17 protein-coding genes are annotated in these 17,226 nt (G+C 48.3%); 10 read left to right on the forward strand and 7 right to left on the reverse strand.

Annotation, left to right across the window (positions count from 1 at the left end):
• The first annotated feature begins 78 nt into the window (after nt 1–78).
• The 3 genes from EJL91_RS14745 to EJL91_RS14755 all read left to right on the forward strand — a co-directional run bounded on the left by EJL91_RS14745 (nt 79) and on the right by EJL91_RS14755 (nt 2,038).
• Entirely contained in the window at nt 79–651 is a 573-nt protein-coding gene (locus tag EJL91_RS14745; protein ID WP_125142712.1) for a TetR/AcrR family transcriptional regulator, read from the forward strand.
• Nucleotides 652–675: 24 nt separating this feature from the next.
• The gene (locus tag EJL91_RS14750; RefSeq protein WP_125142713.1) at nt 676–1,179 is read left to right on the forward strand and encodes a hypothetical protein; all 504 of its coding nucleotides are present in this window, start codon (nt 676–678) and stop codon (nt 1,177–1,179) included.
• Nucleotides 1,180–1,480: 301 nt separating this feature from the next.
• Nucleotides 1,481–2,038: a GNAT family N-acetyltransferase gene (locus tag EJL91_RS14755; protein WP_125142714.1), complete on the forward strand. Its 558-nt coding sequence runs from the start codon at nt 1,481–1,483 to the stop codon at nt 2,036–2,038.
• Between the two features lie 300 nt (nt 2,039–2,338).
• Here EJL91_RS14755 and ychF read toward each other — a convergent pair whose 3' ends face one another.
• The 7 genes from ychF to EJL91_RS14790 all read right to left on the reverse strand — a co-directional run bounded on the left by ychF (nt 2,339) and on the right by EJL91_RS14790 (nt 8,613).
• Complete coding sequence (gene ychF / locus EJL91_RS14760; protein WP_125142715.1) at nt 2,339–3,436, reverse strand: redox-regulated ATPase YchF; 1,098 nt, start codon at nt 3,434–3,436, stop codon at nt 2,339–2,341.
• Nucleotides 3,437–4,096: 660 nt separating this feature from the next.
• Nucleotides 4,097–4,735: an ABC-2 transporter permease gene (locus tag EJL91_RS14765; protein WP_125142716.1), complete on the reverse strand. Its 639-nt coding sequence runs from the start codon at nt 4,733–4,735 to the stop codon at nt 4,097–4,099.
• Complete coding sequence (locus tag EJL91_RS14770) at nt 4,732–5,598, reverse strand: ABC transporter ATP-binding protein (protein ID WP_125142717.1); 867 nt, start codon at nt 5,596–5,598, stop codon at nt 4,732–4,734. The genes EJL91_RS14765 and EJL91_RS14770 overlap by 4 nt, the downstream gene beginning before the upstream one ends.
• Before the next feature lies 1 nt (nt 5,599).
• Nucleotides 5,600–5,977, reverse strand: a complete 378-nt coding sequence (locus EJL91_RS14775; RefSeq protein WP_125142718.1) for a GntR family transcriptional regulator — start codon at nt 5,975–5,977, stop codon at nt 5,600–5,602.
• Nucleotides 5,978–6,079: 102 nt separating this feature from the next.
• Nucleotides 6,080–7,360, reverse strand: coding sequence for a cation diffusion facilitator family transporter (locus EJL91_RS14780; RefSeq protein WP_164516849.1), 1,281 nt, complete (start codon nt 7,358–7,360; stop codon nt 6,080–6,082).
• Between the two features lie 4 nt (nt 7,361–7,364).
• Nucleotides 7,365–7,739, reverse strand: coding sequence for a metal-dependent transcriptional regulator (locus EJL91_RS14785; RefSeq protein WP_164516850.1), 375 nt, complete (start codon nt 7,737–7,739; stop codon nt 7,365–7,367).
• Between the two features lie 214 nt (nt 7,740–7,953).
• A complete protein-coding gene (locus EJL91_RS14790; protein ID WP_125142721.1) occupies nt 7,954–8,613 on the reverse strand; it encodes a TetR/AcrR family transcriptional regulator in 660 nt (219 codons plus the stop codon).
• Nucleotides 8,614–9,029: 416 nt separating this feature from the next.
• Here EJL91_RS14790 and EJL91_RS14795 point away from each other — a divergent pair, with 416 nt between their 5' ends.
• The 7 genes from EJL91_RS14795 (at nt 9,030) to EJL91_RS14825 (ending at nt 16,844) form a co-directional block, all read left to right on the forward strand.
• Nucleotides 9,030–10,346 (forward strand): sodium-dependent transporter, encoded by a 1,317-nt coding sequence (locus EJL91_RS14795; RefSeq protein WP_125142722.1) that lies wholly within the window; start codon nt 9,030–9,032, stop codon nt 10,344–10,346.
• 286 nt (nt 10,347–10,632) lie between these two features.
• Complete coding sequence (locus EJL91_RS14800; protein ID WP_125142723.1) at nt 10,633–10,788, forward strand: aspartyl-phosphate phosphatase Spo0E family protein; 156 nt, start codon at nt 10,633–10,635, stop codon at nt 10,786–10,788.
• A gap of 210 nt (nt 10,789–10,998) precedes the next feature.
• The gene (gene mraZ, locus EJL91_RS14805) at nt 10,999–11,424 is read left to right on the forward strand and encodes a division/cell wall cluster transcriptional repressor MraZ (protein ID WP_125142724.1); all 426 of its coding nucleotides are present in this window, start codon (nt 10,999–11,001) and stop codon (nt 11,422–11,424) included.
• A complete protein-coding gene (rsmH, locus tag EJL91_RS14810) occupies nt 11,421–12,365 on the forward strand; it encodes a 16S rRNA (cytosine(1402)-N(4))-methyltransferase RsmH (protein ID WP_125142725.1) in 945 nt (314 codons plus the stop codon). The genes mraZ and rsmH overlap by 4 nt, the downstream gene beginning before the upstream one ends.
• Before the next feature lie 5 nt (nt 12,366–12,370).
• Nucleotides 12,371–12,853: an FtsB/FtsL family cell division protein gene (locus EJL91_RS14815; RefSeq protein WP_125142726.1), complete on the forward strand. Its 483-nt coding sequence runs from the start codon at nt 12,371–12,373 to the stop codon at nt 12,851–12,853.
• Between the two features lie 25 nt (nt 12,854–12,878).
• Nucleotides 12,879–14,990 (forward strand): peptidoglycan D,D-transpeptidase FtsI family protein, encoded by a 2,112-nt coding sequence (locus EJL91_RS14820; RefSeq protein WP_243125364.1) that lies wholly within the window; start codon nt 12,879–12,881, stop codon nt 14,988–14,990.
• Nucleotides 14,991–15,101: 111 nt separating this feature from the next.
• The gene (locus tag EJL91_RS14825; RefSeq protein ID WP_125142727.1) at nt 15,102–16,844 is read left to right on the forward strand and encodes a peptidoglycan D,D-transpeptidase FtsI family protein; all 1,743 of its coding nucleotides are present in this window, start codon (nt 15,102–15,104) and stop codon (nt 16,842–16,844) included.
• Nucleotides 16,845–17,226 lie beyond the last annotated feature (382 nt).

Below are 17,226 nucleotides of genomic sequence, written 5' to 3' on the forward strand. Positions count from 1 at the left end.
ACGATAAAGATAGATCTTCTTTACAAAACTAATATAAATAGTTATAATACTATTGATAATAGCTTTTGGAGGTATATTATGGCTAGAGCGGGTCTTGACAAAAGTGTCGTAATTGAAAAAGCAGCCCAGTTAGCAAACAGCATGGGATTTGAAGCAGTGACATTAAAACGACTGGCGGACAGCTTACATATACAGCCTCCGTCCCTTTACAATCATATTAAGGGGCTTGACGATCTGCAAAATGAACTGATGCTCTATGGCTGGCGGCACATGGAAGAACGGATGCTGGAGGCTGCGGTGGGCGTCAGCGGATATGACGCGTGGGAAGCGATATGCAGGGCATTCTATCGGTACGCGACGGAAAACCCCGGCGTGTTCAGCGCCATGCTTTGGTATAATAAATACCAGAACGACGAAGCGGGGAGAGCTACGGACGGGCTGTTTTTAATCTGCTCGAAAATTACAGCCTCATTAAACATTTCAGAAGAGAACTGTGATCATCTGATCCGCACTTTCCGGGCATTTTTGGAAGGCTTTTCCTTATTAGTAAATAACCACGCGTTTGGCCACGTACTGCCGGTGGAGGATAGCTTCAACCTCTCATTGAAGGTATTGATTGCAGGTATGAAGGAGTTGGAGGAGCAGATTTAAATTTAAACGTCAGGAGGATGAGAAATGAATCAGGTATATAGTGAAATCAGTTTGAAGACGGTGGAAAAATTCAGGCTCGCCAGATATGTCGTAATCAGCCCGAATCCCGAAACGGATGCAATGGAATATATGGAGCGTTGGGCAAAAAACAGCGGGCTGCTTGATACTCCCGGCTATACCCCAAGAAGGATTGGCTGGGATTTCCCCTTTGTCTCTGAAGAACAGAAGGAAAGATTTGGACTGCATGGGTATGTGGCGGCGTATATCATTCCAGAGGATTTTGTTCCTTCCTGTGAGGGAGCAGAACTGGCTGTCCAAGACACGGATCACTATGCGGTGATTACCATTACAGACCCCTTCTCGGCGCCCTGGGAGAAGATCCCCGGAGCTTATGGAAAAATTTTTGAATATGCAAACGCACGCCATATGGCAGCCCAAAGTTATGAGAACCGCATCTGTATGGAGGAGACCTATGTAAGAGAGGATGTTACTTATATGGACGTTTATGTTCCGGTTGATATGCAATAGCATCCTTTTTCGATGGGATAACCCGATAACCCGTTTTATCTGTTCATCTTCAGCTATATTGTTTTAACAACTTGTTTTGACTTATTCAAAAATAGCGGCGTTTGAGTTTGTACAGTCGGCTTCATATAAGAACAACGAGGCTGGAAAGGTTGATGAATAGGGAATTAAATTCCCGCCCTGATTTCATAAGGACTTGAGGTACAATATAAGAATAGATGAAACGACTTGACATTAAAATTTAGAGTATAAGGAACAAGAATATTCGCCTTAGGCGTATAAGACGAACGAGGGCGGTGATACAATGGCAGACCTGTTTGAAGCATTTCCATACCTAAGAAATGACCATATTATCATCAGGAAAATGGTTGAAGGTGATGTGGACGACCTTATGGAAATTACGAATAATCCTAACGTCTATCAATATGTACCTCCATTCCTGTATAGAAAAAGCAAGGGAAATTTGCTAGCTGCAATTAGAAACCTCGGCGGGAGAGATTTCGATAAAAAGAAACTGATTATTGCAGGTATTTATCTGTGCGATGAACCTAATAAGCTCATAGGACTTGCAGAGCTGTTCGATTATAAAAAAAGAATGAACCAAATAACGATTGGCTGCCGCATAAACGAATCGTATTGGCACAGAGGGATTGCGACTGATACAGTAAGGCTTATAATGGATTACCTTTGTAAAGATTTGGGCGTTCAAAAGTTGAAAGCATTTGTCATGCCTGAAAATGTGTTTTCTGAAAAAGCACTGATAAAAAATGGTTTTATAAAAGAGCCCGATACTGTTCAAGAGAAGAACTGGGGCGGTAAAGAAATTGTAGATTTGAATGTATTTACCTATGCAGTTTCATAGATTCTAGTTCCAGTACCCAACAAGCGTTTTGTGTGAGTGCATATACTCCTGCCCTGCTTGCCGCGGTTGTTTTCGGTGGGACCCCGATTCCCCCGCACATGAAAATGGCCCCCGCATGAAATCAGGGGTTTTCGCATGACGGTATAAATTCCTATACGGCCTTTTGAGCTGTTTTTTTGCTATTCAGGCAATAAAAAAGAGTGAGTATACATCAGTTTGTATGACTCACCCTTTTTTATTATCTTAATTTATTGAGATTGATTTTGCAGCAGTCTCTTTGCAGTACGGATTGATACCATTTTATACGTTAAAACGGAAGAGAACCACATCACCGTCTTTTACCACATATTCCTTGCCTTCCATCCGGACCAGTCCTTTTTCCTTGGCGGCCGTGTAGGTGCCGCAGTCCAGAAGATCCTGATAGTTGACAACCTCGGCCTTGATAAAGCCGCGTTCAAAATCGGAATGGATCTTACCGGCTGCCTGAGGCGCTTTTGTGCCGACCTTGATGGTCCAGGCGCGTGTTTCCTGAGGTCCTGCCGTCAGGTAGCTGATTAGGCCCAGGAGGCGGTAGCTGGCGGCGATCAGTTTCTCCAGTCCGGATTCCGTAAGGCCCAGATCCTCTAAGAACATCTTCTTTTCTTCCTCGTCCAGTTCCGCGATCTCCTGCTCAATCTGTGCGCAGATGACAAAGGCCTCGCTGCCCGTTTCGGAGGCAAATTTGCGGACGGCGGCTACATATTCATTATTCGCCCCGTCGTCGGACAGATCGTCTTCACAGACGTTTGCCGCAAAGATCACCGGTTTCCAGGTAAGCAGGTTTAGAGAATTGATAAATTCAAGCTCGTCCTCATCCTCAGTTTCAAAACTTCTTGCCAGTTTGCCGTCTTCCAGATGAGCATAGAGCGTTTTTAACGTTTCTAATTCCTTTGCAAGGGCTTTATTGCCCATCAGGCTCTTATTCGTCTTGGAAATTCTTCTTTCCAGGATTTCCATATCGGAGAAAATCAGCTCCAGGTTGATTGTTTCGATGTCGCGGAGCGGGTCGACGCTGCCGTCCACATGGATGACATTGGGATCCTCGAAGCAGCGCACTACGTGCACGATGGCATCCACCTCACGGATATTGGAGAGGAACTGGTTGCCGAGGCCCTCACCCTTGGATGCACCCTTTACAAGGCCTGCAATATCTACAAATTCGATTACGGCCGGGGTAATCTTTTCAGAATTATAGAGAGCGGAAAGCTTTCCGAGGCGGAAGTCGGGAACCGGTACGACGCCCACGTTGGGATCGATGGTACAGAACGGATAATTGGCGGATTCTGCGCCGGCTTTTGTCAGGGAATTGAAGAGAGTACTTTTACCTACGTTCGGCAGGCCTACAATACCTAATTTCATAATAAACATCCTTTCTATTATTGATAAACAGCAAGCTGTTTACAAAGGTTACTGTTCACAGGCAATATCCCGCGAGGTGTTTTCATGCGCATTTTGCACAAAAATCCCGAGTTACACGGCGCGAAACGGCTTTTTTGCCGTTTCTGTGCATCGCGAAGCGTGTTATTGTACACAACGCAGATCGGTGTGTACAGTAACTTATAAAGTTCATTGTTCATTTATCGCTGTTTACGCCTGGGCGTACCAGAATAGAATACCATAAATTGGGGGGAAAAGGAAGAGGGAATTTAATTGAGAAAATGCGGGAAGTGATAGGTGGGATGGCGGGCGGGGAGTGGGAGTGTGTGTGGTCTTCAGTCCTGGGGGAGGGAGTCTCGAGGGGGAATGCGGGCAGAAAATATTCCTACGGGGACACGCTCTCGCTTTTGGAATGCGCAGCGGGTGCTAAACTCGTGTAAGACCTCGTTAAGCACCGGCGGATTCCCAGGTCCCCTGCGGAATGTTTTCTCCCGAATTCCCCGGGAACTACGTCGAACTGACTGAAGACCGGGTAGGCTGCGGCCCGCCCGCCATCCGGCATCGCTTGGGGACGGATTTTCTCAAGTGCGGAGGGGGAGGGAGTGTGTGGCGGGGATGTACTTTTGCTTTTAAAATGCGCGGTTAAAATTCTTTTTTCAGGTATAGTGACAGCGCTATTTTGTATGATAGGGTAAATGAGGCTGTGTACAGTAAAATGAAAACGGTCATCCTGGTGGGGAAGGATGGGAGGTAATGGTTGAGGATGTTCAGGGTTACGATTGATAACAGGATGGCGGTTATGATGCTTATGATAAGGATGGTTTCGCTTTTTTCTATGCCGAACAGATAGGATAGCGGGTAGAAGAGCGCTCCGGTCAGGAGGGAGATTCCGATTCCGAGGGTGAACATGGAAGGGAGGGTGCCTGCTCCTGGGAGCCAGGTGGTGGTTTTGTGGATTATGGCTGCCAGTATGGTGACGGTCAGAGCCAGGAAGGTTCCGAACAGGAGCCAGAACAGGTAGGATATATATTTGCTCCGGACGATGTCTTTTCGGTGTACGGGCATTGTGATTTCATATTTGTCCCATTTGGAGACGGCGTCTTTGCGGAAACTTACTACGGCGTTTACGGACAATGCCGTGATGGTAATGTAGACAAATAATTCCTGAGCCGTGGGATTTCCTGTTATGATTAGGGAAAGCGCGGCGGCCAATGCGATGAACAGGAACAGTTTGATGTTTCCGACTGCGGAATAAAATTCGTTTAATAATAAGCCCTTCATATTCGTTCCCCCTTTATGAGCAGAAGCATGATATCGTCGATTGAAACGGTGTCCAGCGTGAGATTTTTGTATTTCCGTTCTATTTCTTTTCGGTTTTTGACCAGTACGTCGGTTTGGTAGTCGCGCTTCCGGTAGGTGATAATATCGGATTTTTCTATCTGTGAAAACTGTGAGGTTTTGCAGCGGGCGACGGCGTAGTCGTAGATTAATTCGTCTTTTGGGGCGGTCAGGATGATTTCACCGTTGTGGATAAATACGATATAGTCGGCGATTTTTTCGAGATCGCTTGTGATGTGGGAGGAGAGCAGGATGGAGTGCTCTTCGTCCTGTACAAAATCTAAAAATACATCCAGGATTTCATCCCTGACGATCGGATCCAGGCCGCTGGTGGCCTCGTCTAATATGAGCAGCTTAGGCCGATGGGACAGGGCGGCGGCAATCGATAGCTTCATTAACATTCCCCTGGAGAAGGCGCTGATTTTCTTATCGGCCGGGATTTGGAACTGGTTCAGGTAATCTGTGAACAGATTCTGATCCCATTTTGTGTAAATGCCCTGCATGATACTGGACAATTTCCGGGCGTCGAGCTGATCAGGGAAACTGCCTGCGTCAAATACGGCACCTAGTTCTTCGCGGAGCGCGCTGTCGCCGTCCGTCATTTCGGAACCCAGGATTTTAATAGTTCCGCTGTCTTTAAAAAGGACGTTCAGGATACAGCTTATAGCCGTGGTTTTGCCGGCTCCGTTTTCTCCGATAAAGCCCACGATGGAACCGTAAGGAACGTTGAAAGATACGTTTTTTAGGGCAAATCCTGATTTTGCATATCGTTTGGATAGGTTTTTTACTTCCAGTATATGAGCCATATTATTGTTCCTCCGCATAGAAAAGGGTTAGAAGTTCCGTTAATTTCTCAAGGGATATTCCGTTTGTCCGGCCGATTTCCGCGGCCTCCTGCAGGTGCATTTCCGCAAGGCGCTGCTGTTCTTCCTGTATAAAATCCCTGTTCTGCGCCGATATGAAACTGCCCCGTCCAACGGTCGTCTCAATAAATCCGTCCCGTTGTAAATCTTCGTACGCTTTCTGAACGGTGATGACGCTGATATGAAGTGATTTTGCCAGCGAGCGCATCGACGGAATTGGGTCCCCGGTCTGCAGTTCGCCGCTCATAACCAATGCCTTGATCTGTGAGGTTATCTGCTCATAAATCGGCTTGCTTGTATTACTGCTGATAATGATATCCACATGGCACCTCCCTGCTATATAATGTACTTATACAATAAGTACATTATATAGCAGGGAGGTGTTATTGTCAACGGTAACAGCTAAAACGCTGAAAACCATAATTCAATTTTTCTTCTTGCCGATTGGAGCAATCACCAATTTTGGAATAATCTGATACCGGTCATTCCCCTCACAAATGGAATCCCGGAGCGCCTGCCTTACAGCGGCTTCTTTCTTTTGCAGCCGTCTGGAGCAGGCGGCCGTTAGAAATACACTGGTGTGGGAACCGGCGTTTACCAGCCTCAGTTCCCTGATGAGAGCCGTTTCCTCGAATTTTTTAATCACCTGTTCCGCGCTGCTGCGTATAGGAGCTATGACGGCTTCATCGGTGATGAGCTGCTCGGTCTGGATTGTGGCGTCACAGTCCAGGGAGGAGAAAAGCTCATATGTAATTTCCTGGGCGATCTGATCCATTTGCGGCTTTTTCTCCATATGCGGCCTCTGCTCCATTTGCATCCACTGTTCTATTTGCGGTATCTGGCTCATTTGAACCGCCTGTTCTGCTTGAACCGTCTGTTCCGTGAGCGCCGCGTCAGCTCCGCCGATATGCATGGAAACGGCATAGCGGCCCATTCCGTAGTCGTGGATCAGGAGATTGCTGATTTTACATACTTCCGGATGACGCATGACGCAGGAGCTGATTTTTTCCTCCAGATTTTTGTCCGGAGCTTCCCCCATCAGTCTCTGCACCACCCCGCCCATGGATTTCAGGCCGGAAAACATGATGAAAAGGGAAACAAGGGTTCCGCACCATCCATCAATATGTAGGCCGGTAAGACGTTCCACAATCAGGGATGCAATGATGGCCGACGTAGATACCATATCGCTGATACAGTCGGCGGCAGCGGCTTTCATGGAGGAGGAGCCGATTCTGTTTCCGATTTTTTTGTTGTAGGAATACATGTAAAATTTAATAAGGACGGAGCACAGGAGAACGAAAAATATGGAGAAATTAAAGTGGACCGGGGTGGGGGAGTGAATAGCGGCAATCGAATTCCCCGCCAAAGCGGCGCCGACCATAAATACCGCGGCGGAGGATAAAAAGCCCATGAGCCATTCATATCGTCCATGGCCGAAGGGGTGATTTTCGCCTGCCCCGATGCCTGCAAGGCAAAAGCCGAGATACGAAGCGACGGAAGAAGCAGCGTCCGAAAGATTGTTAAATCCGTCTGCAGTGATGGATGCGGAGCCGCTTAGCAGGCCGGTAAACAGCTTGATCATAAAAAGGAGAAGATTGAAAAAAATCCCGGCGCTGCTGCATAATTTTGCATATGCCCTTTGTACGGCGGGAGAGGAGATATTTTCACTGTCTTTAATCCAGCGCTTTATAAGAAATGAGATCATCGGTTCATTCACCTCCATTCCGGTTCATCATTTTTATCAGGGCTTCAAATGTTTCGTCACTGATGAAATGTTCCATGGCACCGGCATCGAGTTTCGCAGTCTCCGGCATAATTCCCAGATACTGTGTCAGGAATTGCCGGAGCGCCAGAAAATGCCCATAAACGCGGTTTGCCGCCCGACAGCCGTCCGGGGTCAGACAAACATTGCCTTTTTCCACCGTGACATAACCCTGCTCTGAAAGGTTCTTAATCATGCGGCTGACGCTGGCCTTTGTAAAATCCAGACGCGCGGCAATATCCACCGCCCTGACTTCATCCTGGCTCTGATGGAGCAGCAGGATCGCTTTTAAATAATTTTCACCGGAGTATCCGAGCTGCAAAGAGATCACCTTCCTTTTATTATAATGAGTAAATTTCCTCATTCAATAATACTATACACTCCTTCCTGCTGTCAATAAATAAATTTACTCATTCAATGAAGATAAAAAAACACCGGAACTGTTCCGTGCGGCGCTGCAACCGTCTGAGAACCGTTCCAGTGTTCAATTAAAGCGTTGATAGGATTAAAAAACAGACTATTTATAGGGACGTCTGTTAACGGAACGAATCTGCCGGGACACCTAAAACGCGTGAGAACATTTCATGGGTGAAATCGAGATAAGAAGTCATATACGCCTCCGTATTTTGTGCGGGTATATTCCGGTGGAAGGTATGGACCAGGCCGAAAATCAGAAAACGGGTGGCGGCTGCCGCATCAACACAGTGAAAAACAGCCTCCTTCACGCCCTGGTCGATAACCGGGAGCAGTATGAGAGCCCATTGCTCCGCGACATGATCCAGATAAATGGCCCGGATATCCTCCCCCTCACTGTATCGAGACTCAAATTCTTTATGTTTTTTTGTGAAATCAAAGATGCGGTTTATCACAAGTTTCAGTTTTTCGGTTACAGAAATTTCCTGGGAGAGAGGGAGCTTCACCTGTTCCACCATCTTCATGGCATAGAATTCGGATGCAGCGGCAAAAATGTCGGTTTTAGATTTAAAATAGCGGTAACAGAGTCCTGGCGAAACATTCATCCTGTCCGTAATATCCTGTACGTTCAAATCATGATATCCCTTCTCCGCCAGAAGTTCCAAAGCCGTCTCGATAATTTCCTGTTTCCGTTCCCCCGGATCCTTGGAGACACGGGGACTCCGCGGACTGTTGCGCGCCCTCCGGACCCCTCTGTCGCCCGGATCATCTGAGTACCTCATAAGCCTACCTCCATAGCAAATTTTGATGAGTGAATAAACTCATTATCATCGAAATTCTCTTCTATGTCAAGCGGCCAAAGCAAAACATATCCGCCGTCTTTACCATTTTCCGTTAGTGTTCCTTCCTTAATAAAAGAGGTTCAATCATACTGTCCGGCAATTATTACCGTCCTAATAAAATAAGTTGCTTTTATATGCAGGATATATTATGATAGAAATGATTTTGCCGTTTAAAGCGGCATAGTAAGCCCGTTTGTCCCGGCCAGGCATGAATATGGCAGATATTCAGCCGGAAAAGAGCCGAACCGGCAGATGCGCTCACACGGTGAAAAGCGCAGTTACAGTTTTTTCACCGTAACCAATGATGAAAGGCCCGCATGCGGACTTTCCACCATAACAACGAGGAGGTTTATTTCATGAGTCACAAAAATGGTAATTTCAGCAGTTCGCTGGGTTTTGTCCTGGCCTGCGTAGGGTCCGCGGTGGGCCTGGGAAATATATGGATGTTTCCATACCGTCTGGGTCAGTTCGGAGGAGCAGCCTTTCTGGTTCCCTATATCTTTTTCATCTGCCTGTTCGGCCTGACCGGCCTGTCGGCGGAGTTTGCCATCGGGAGAAGGGCAAAGACAGGAACGCTTGGTTCTTATGAATATTGCTGGGCTCACAGGGGGCAGGGGAAAGTGGGGCGTCTGCTCGGCTGGATTCCGCTCCTTGGTTCTCTGGGAATCGCCATTGGATATTCAATTATCATCGGCTGGGTGCTGCGCTCCCTGGGCGGTTCGCTGTCCGGCGCCATTCTTTCGGAGGAGTCGGCCGCGTACTTTGCACAGGCTACGGGCAGCTTCGGAAGCCTGCCGTGGCATCTGGCAGTGGTGCTGATTACAGTCGTGATCCTGATCACGGGGTCTGTTACACAGATTGAGCGTGCAAACCGTGTGATGATGCCTATATTCTTTGTGCTCTTTACCGTCCTGGCGGTCAGGGTATTTTTCCTGCCGGGCGCGTCCGCAGGCTACAGCTTTCTATTTGTACCGAAGTGGGAGCGTCTGAAGGATGTGAATACCTGGGTTATGGCCATGGGACAGGCATTTTTCTCCCTGTCTATCACGGGTTCCGGAATGATCGTATACGGTTCCTACCTTAATAAAAATGCAGATATTGTGGGCGCTTCACTGCGCACGGCAATGTTTGACACGGTGGCGGCTCTTCTTGCAGCCCTGGCTATCATGCCGGCTGTTTTTGCATTCGGCATTGAACCGGGTGCCGGTCCGTCCCTGATGTTTATCACGATTCCGAAGATTTTCGCACAGATGCCGATGGGGCAGATCTTTGCTGTTATTTTCTTCCTTTCCGTGGTGTTTGCAGGAATCACTTCTTTAATTAATATGTTTGAAGCGGTAATCGAAAGTATCCAGCATAGGTTTGAGGTACCAAGAAAACTCGCGGTTCTCCTATGCGGAGTAATCTGCTTTGGAGTCGGCGTCTTTCTGGAAGCGGAGCCTTCCGTCGGAAGCTGGATGGATTTCATCACCATTATGGTGGTTCCGTTTGGAGCGGTGCTCGGAGCGGTTTCCATTTATTATATTCTTGGATACAAAGAAATCAGGAAAGAAATGGAGCAGGGGAGAGGAAAAAAACTGCCGCCCCTGTTCGGTAAAATTGCCTGCGGACTCTATGTCCCGCTTACGATTATCGTATTTATCCTGGGTATCATTTATAAGGGAATTGGTTGATAAAAAGGTACTTCACGTCAATTTTTGTCGAATATTATCGGCCGAATTAGTTTGATTTTTAGGGGATCAGGACTTAAAATGAAGATATATCGAGGAAGCATTTACAAACATCCTTGTCTGTAAACGCGCCCGCGATTGCTGGCATCGGATATCTGGAGTTTAAGACTGTATTCCTGGATTGAGGGTCTGGAATACCGGTTTGTGCAAATAGTTTTTACAACAATGACAACAATATCCTTCGACAGCGCCACAACTGAAGACAGCATTAACAAAAGGAGAGTAGGATATGGCAAATGCGAGAGAAGAATTGATCAGTAAAATCGAAAACGCAAGGGAACGGTTGAATAGAAGCATTGACACGGAGGATGAATATAAAGTGATTTATCAGTGCAGTGTAGAGCTTGATCAGTTATTAAATCAATATGTTGTAGCCGGTTACTAAGTGAATTACATATGTAGAAGTACATGAAAACGGGTGGTAAGATTCCCAGATCTTACCACCCGTTTTCTGTATTTTTTTATAAATATTTCTTGCTATTTCCTTACATATGTACTAGAATTAGAATACAAAGTGGTAGAAAGTGGTGGAAAGTGGTGCCAAATGGTACCAGGTGGAAACGAAGTGGAGCACAATGGATGACAGGTGATTGCTATGTTCATGGGTGAATACAATCATACAATCGATGCGAAGGGGAGATTAATTGTCCCCTCCAAATTCAGGGAACAGCTGGGAGACGAATTTGTCGTGACAAAGGGTTTAGACGGCTGTCTCTTTGTGTATGATAATTCTGAGTGGAAAAACTTCGAAGAAAAGCTCCAGTCACTGCCGCTTACGAATACAAATGCCAGAAAGTTCTCACGTTTTTTCCTGGCCGGAGCTTCCGCCTGTGAGGTGGACAAGCAGGGAAGAATCCTTCTCCCCGCCGTGCTCAGGGAATTTGCGAACCTGGAAAAAGAAGTGGTTCTGGTGGGAGTGGGAAGCCGGATCGAGATCTGGAACAAAGCAACCTGGACCGAAAAGAACGTCTATGACGACATGGACGAAATTGCAGAGAACATGGAAGGCCTTGGAATATGATATTTGGACACAAATCAGTACTTTTAGATGAGACAATCGAAAGCCTTAACATAAAGCCGGACGGCATTTATGTGGACGGGACCCTGGGCGGAGGCGGACATGCATACGAAGTGTGCAGGAGACTCGGAGAGGGCGGAAGGCTGATCGGAATTGATCAGGATGCCGATGCCATCGCGGCAGCATCCGAACGTCTGAAAGAATTCGGAGATAAAGTAACAATTGTTAGAAGCAACTATGAGAATATCGAAGCGGTTTTAAGAGAACTGGGCATAAAAGAGGCAGATGGGATTTACCTGGATTTAGGTGTCTCCTCCTATCAGCTTGACACGGCGGACCGGGGATTCACTTACAGGGAGGACAATGCCCCCCTCGATATGAGAATGGACCAGAGAAATACGGAGACTGCGAAAGATATTGTAAATAACTACACTGAATCAGAACTGTTCCATATCATCAGAGATTATGGAGAAGACAGATTTGCGAAGAATATCGCAAAACACATTGTCAGAGCACGGCAGGAAAAAGAGATTGAGACGACGGGAGAGCTGATTGAGATTATAAAAGCCGCAATTCCGGCCAAGGTGAGGGCTACGGGAGGCCATCCGGCCAAGCGGACCTTTCAGGCAATCCGTATAGAGCTGAACAAGGAACTGGAGGTTCTGGAGAATTCGATTGATACCATGACGGATCTTCTGGCTCCGGGGGGGAGGCTTTCCATTATCACCTTCCATTCCCTTGAGGACAGGATTGTAAAGAACCGTTTCCGGACGAATGAAAATCCGTGTACCTGCCCGCCCGACTTCCCTGTGTGTATGTGCGGAAAGAAGAGCAGGGGCCGCGTGGTGACACGTAAGCCCATCCTACCGTCAGAGGAAGAACTCTCAGAAAACAAGCGTTCCAAGAGCGCAAAACTGAGGGTGTTTGAGAAAAATAGGAGGTAAAACCTATGGCTGCCAGAAGAAGACATCCTGAATATGCCGGTACTTATGTAGACGGCAATACCGTGAGAAAAGTAAATAGAACTACGACGCAGACAAAGCCGGAGCGCAGGGTACAGGACGACTACAGACGCAGCCACGTTGTGAGGAGAAACAGGGAGAAAGCCCTCTATATGGACGGGCCTTATGTCTTTGCTTTGACTGTAGCAGCAGTAATCACGCTGTTTTTGTGCATGAATTATCTGCACATTCAGGCTTCAATCACGACAAGAATCAACAATATAGAAGCGCTGGAGCTTAAACTTGAACATTTGAAATCCGAAAATGATGCCCTTCAGACAAGAATCGACACTTACGTTGACTTGGATCATGTATATAAAGTCGCTACAGAAGAACTTGGCATGGTATATGCCAATAAGAACCAGATTCTTTTGTATAATAAAACGGAAAGTGAGTATGTAAGGCAGTATGAGGACATCCCAAAACACTAACAATAAACAGACCTTTCGGAAATATATGCAGGAAAAGCTGGCGATTACCGTAATGGTAATTACGCTGGCTTTGTTTGCACTTGTCTTAGTGCTATATAATATTGTGAAAAGTAAAGGGGAAGACTATAACCAGATCGTTCTGAGCCACCAGGATTACGAGAGCCGGACGATCCCCTTTAAGCGCGGAAATATTGTGGACAGAAACGGAACATATCTGGCCATCAGTGAGAAAGTGTATAACCTGATCCTGGACCCCAAGCAGATTCTGGAAAATGATGAGAGCTATGAATATCTGGAGGCGACGTTAGACGCCCTGAACGAATGCTTTGGCTACGACCGTGAAGAGCTGAGGAAACTGATAAACGACAGAAAAGACAGCTACTATGTTATCTATGAAAAACAGATGTCGGCGGAGCAGAAGGAGCAGTTTGAAAACCTGAAACAGGCCAAAAACGATGAGTACAGAAAGCTGGCCGCCGATGAAGGAGGCAAAAAACGAATCACCGGAGTGTGGTTTGAGGATGAATACAAACGAGTTTACCCATACAAAGATCTGGCCTGCAACGTCATCGGTTTTGCGATGAAGGACGGCAATGCCTCCGGCGGAGTGGAACAGTTTTATAATGATGTCCTCACCGGAGTCAATGGCAGGGAATACGGTTATTTAAACGACGACTCCAATCTGGAGAGGGTAGTGAAACCGGCCAGAAACGGAGAAACTCTGGAGCTGACCATTGACACCAATATCCAGAAAATCTGCCAGAAATATATCGACGAATGGCAGGCAGGAATTGGAAGCAAGGTGGCGGCCGTCATCGTCATGGATCCCAATAATGCGGAGATCCTTGCGATGGACACCAACATCCGTTACGATTTAAACGATCCTTATAATATGGACCGTTACTATACCCAGGAAGAACAGGCCGCCATGGATGAGAAGACAAAGGCGGATAACTGGTATAAGATGTGGAGGAACTTCTGCGTCAGCGATACCTTTGAACCGGGTTCCCCGCAGAAAGCGTTTACCGTGGCGGGAGCCATCGAGGAGGGGGCTATCAGCGGCTATGAGACGTTTGAGTGCGGCGGTATGCTCCAGCTTGACAAGTGGAAAATCCGCTGTGTTGCCAGAAGCGGCCACGGCCCTCTGACCATTACGCAGGGACTCATGAAGTCGTGTAACGTCGTCATGATGAATATCGTGCGTCTGGAAGGCAAAGAAAAATTCAGCAAATACCAGAGTATTTTCGGCTTTGGTTCCAAAACGGGAATTGACCTTCCGGGAGAAGCCGATACAGCAGGCCTTGTATACAGGGCGGACAAGATGGGGCCCGTCGATCTTGCGACAAACGCCTTCGGACAGAACTACAACTGTACGATGATTCAGATGGCGGCCGCATACAGCTCCCTGATTAACGGCGGCTCCTACTATGAACCGCATGTGGTCAGAAGAGTCTTGAACGACCAGGGCGCCGTAGTTCAGAAGAGCAGCCCGAAACTGGTCCGCGAGACCGTATCCGAGAGCACGTCGAGATTTATCAATGATGCGCTTTACCAGACCGTTTCCGGCGTGGGCGGTACGGCGGGTGCTGCGGCAGTAGAAGGATACCAGGTGGCCGGCAAGACGGGTACGGCCCAGAAGCAGCCGCGTGAAGAGAAAAATTACCTTGTATCCTTTATTGGTTATGCTCCCGCTTATGATCCACAGGTTCTTGTTTATGTCGTGCTGGACACGCCGAACCTGCCGGGAGAGGAACAGGCGCATTCCAGGTTTGCCAGTGAAATTTCAAGTAAAATCATGGCGGAAATTCTTCCCTATATGAACGTATTCCCGGATACCGACACAGGACTTCAGGAGGATGAGGAACTGGCGGGAAGAGAAGAGGGAATCACAAGCGGAGAAATCTCCGAGACCCAGGAAGAGACCGGTGAAAGCGGAGAAAGTACGGCTCCGATGGAAACATGGCCGTCCTTTGATGACGAATTTATTGATTCCGGAGAGGAAGACTATAATTATCCGGACAGAATGCCGGGAGGAACAGGCACATCGCCTGAAAGCTCCGGAGACGATATGACGGAACCGCCGGGCAGCACCGGGGCGCCGCCCGAGAGCAGCCAGGCTCCAAGCCCGCCGGCTTAAGGCCCTTAAAAAGGGCCTGCGACAGGCAGGGAAAAACAGCCTGGACCAATGTTAAAGAATAAAATCCTGATTTTTTAATATACTGTACCAACGAAAGCATAAAGGTACCGCATGAACAGAAATCAGACACATCACAGAGGAAGAATAGCGTTCGTATGCATCATGTTATGCCTGTGCATGGCAGGACTGACCGGAAGGCTGTTCTTCCTTATGATCTATAAAGCGGACTATTACAGCCAGATGGCGGAGGATCTGCACCAGAGGGAGAGGACGATCAAGGCTGCCAGAGGACGGATTCTGGACCGGAACGGAGTGGTGATCGCCGACAACAGGACAGTATGTACGATATCGGTGGTGCACAACCAGATCAAAGATCCGGAAAACGTCATACGGGTGCTTTCCGACGAACTTGAAGTGCCGGAAGACACGGTCAGAAAAAAGGTGGAGAAATACTCGGCGCGAGAGATTATAAAGACCAACGTGGATAAAGCGGAGGGAGACAAGATCCGCGCCCAGGGACTTGCCGGGGTAAAGGTAGACGAGGATTATAAGCGCTATTATCCTTATGACAGCCTGGCCTCCAGAGTACTGGGATTCACCGGCGGAGACAACCAGGGTATCATCGGGCTGGAAGTCCAGTACGAGAAATACTTAAAAGGCCAGGACGGAAAAATCCTGACGCTTTCCAATGCGGCGGGAGTGGAAATCGAGAACGCGGCGGAGGATCGGATCGAGCCGGTGGCGGGCAACGACCTTGTCGTCACCCTGGATGTTAATATCCAGAAGTTTGCCGAACAGGCGGCCTATCAGGTCATGGAGAAAAAACAGGCGAACAGTGTGTCGGTGGTTGTCATGAACCCGAAGAACGGTGAAATTCTCGCTATGGTAAACGTGCCGGAATTCAACCTGAATGAGCCGTTTACCCTGATCCCGGGTATTGCGGCCGACGGTAACGGAAAAAGCTCCCAGGACCTGCTGAACCAGATGTGGAGAAACAAGTGCATTAATGATACGTATGAACCCGGTTCCACGTTCAAGATTGTGACCGCTGCTGCGGGACTCGAAGCCGGAGCCGTAAGGCTGACCGATCAGTTCTCCTGCCCGGGTTTCCGCGTGGTGGAGGACCGAAAAATCAGGTGCCATAAAGTGGGAGGCCATGGAGGCGAGACATTCCTGCAGGGAATGATGAACTCCTGCAATCCCGTCCTCATCGACGTAGGGCAGAGACTAGGCGTGGACAATTATTATAAATACTTTTCGCAGTTCGGCCTGCTTGGAAAGACGGGAATCGACCTGCCCGGCGAGGCGGCCACGATCATGCATAAGAAAGAGAACATGGGCCTTGTGGAACTGGCCACCGTCTCCTTCGGCCAGTCGTTCCAGATCACGCCGCTCCAGCTTATCACGACGGCATCGTCTATCATCAACGGAGGAAACAGAGTTACGCCCCATCTGGCCGTAAAATCGGTCAGCCCCCAGACCGGCTCGGTGCACAATTTCGATTTCCCCTTAGGTGACAGAATCCTGTCCGAGGAGACCAGCGGCACAATGCGCTACATCCTGGAACAGGTCGTGTCCGAGGGCAGCGGTAAAAACGCCAAAATCGAAGGATACCGGATCGGAGGAAAGACAGCGACCTCCGAGAAACTTCCAAGAAGTCTGAAAAAATACATTTCCTCCTTCGTAGGTTTCGCCCCGGCCGACGATCCCCAGGTAATCGCCCTGATCACGATCGATGAACCGGAGGGAGTATACTACGGAGGCACGATAGCGGCCCCGGTTGTGGGAAGCATATTCGAGAATATCCTTCCGTATCTGGGGATTCCAAAGACGGAGGAGGAGTCAGAGGAATGAGAACGCCGCCGGGACGGCCGGGGGTCGGGATGGTGAGAGGGAGGGGATGAGTCTTCAGTCCCTGAATGTAGGTTGTCGCGGGTGGGGAATCCGGGAGAAAAAATTCCTACGGGGACTCGCTCCCGCTTGTGGAGCGCACAGCGGATGCTAAGCTCGATAATACCTCGCTAAGCACCGGCGGGCTCCAAGGTCCCCTGCGGAAAGTTTTCTCCCTCCTTCCCCACGGGAAAGTTACGGCCCGGGACTGAAGACGCGAAGGTTTCCGCCATCCCGAAACCGCGGCCTGCGGGGACTGATTTGTTCTATTCCTTGAAGAAGGGAGATATTGTCGCTGCCACTACTTATCTTTGGATGCGTCAGGATGCAAGACGTTCACAACTGT

This window comes from Clostridium transplantifaecale (genome assembly GCF_900626075.1).
Lineage (GTDB): Bacteria > Bacillota > Clostridia > Lachnospirales > Lachnospiraceae > Otoolea > Otoolea transplantifaecalis.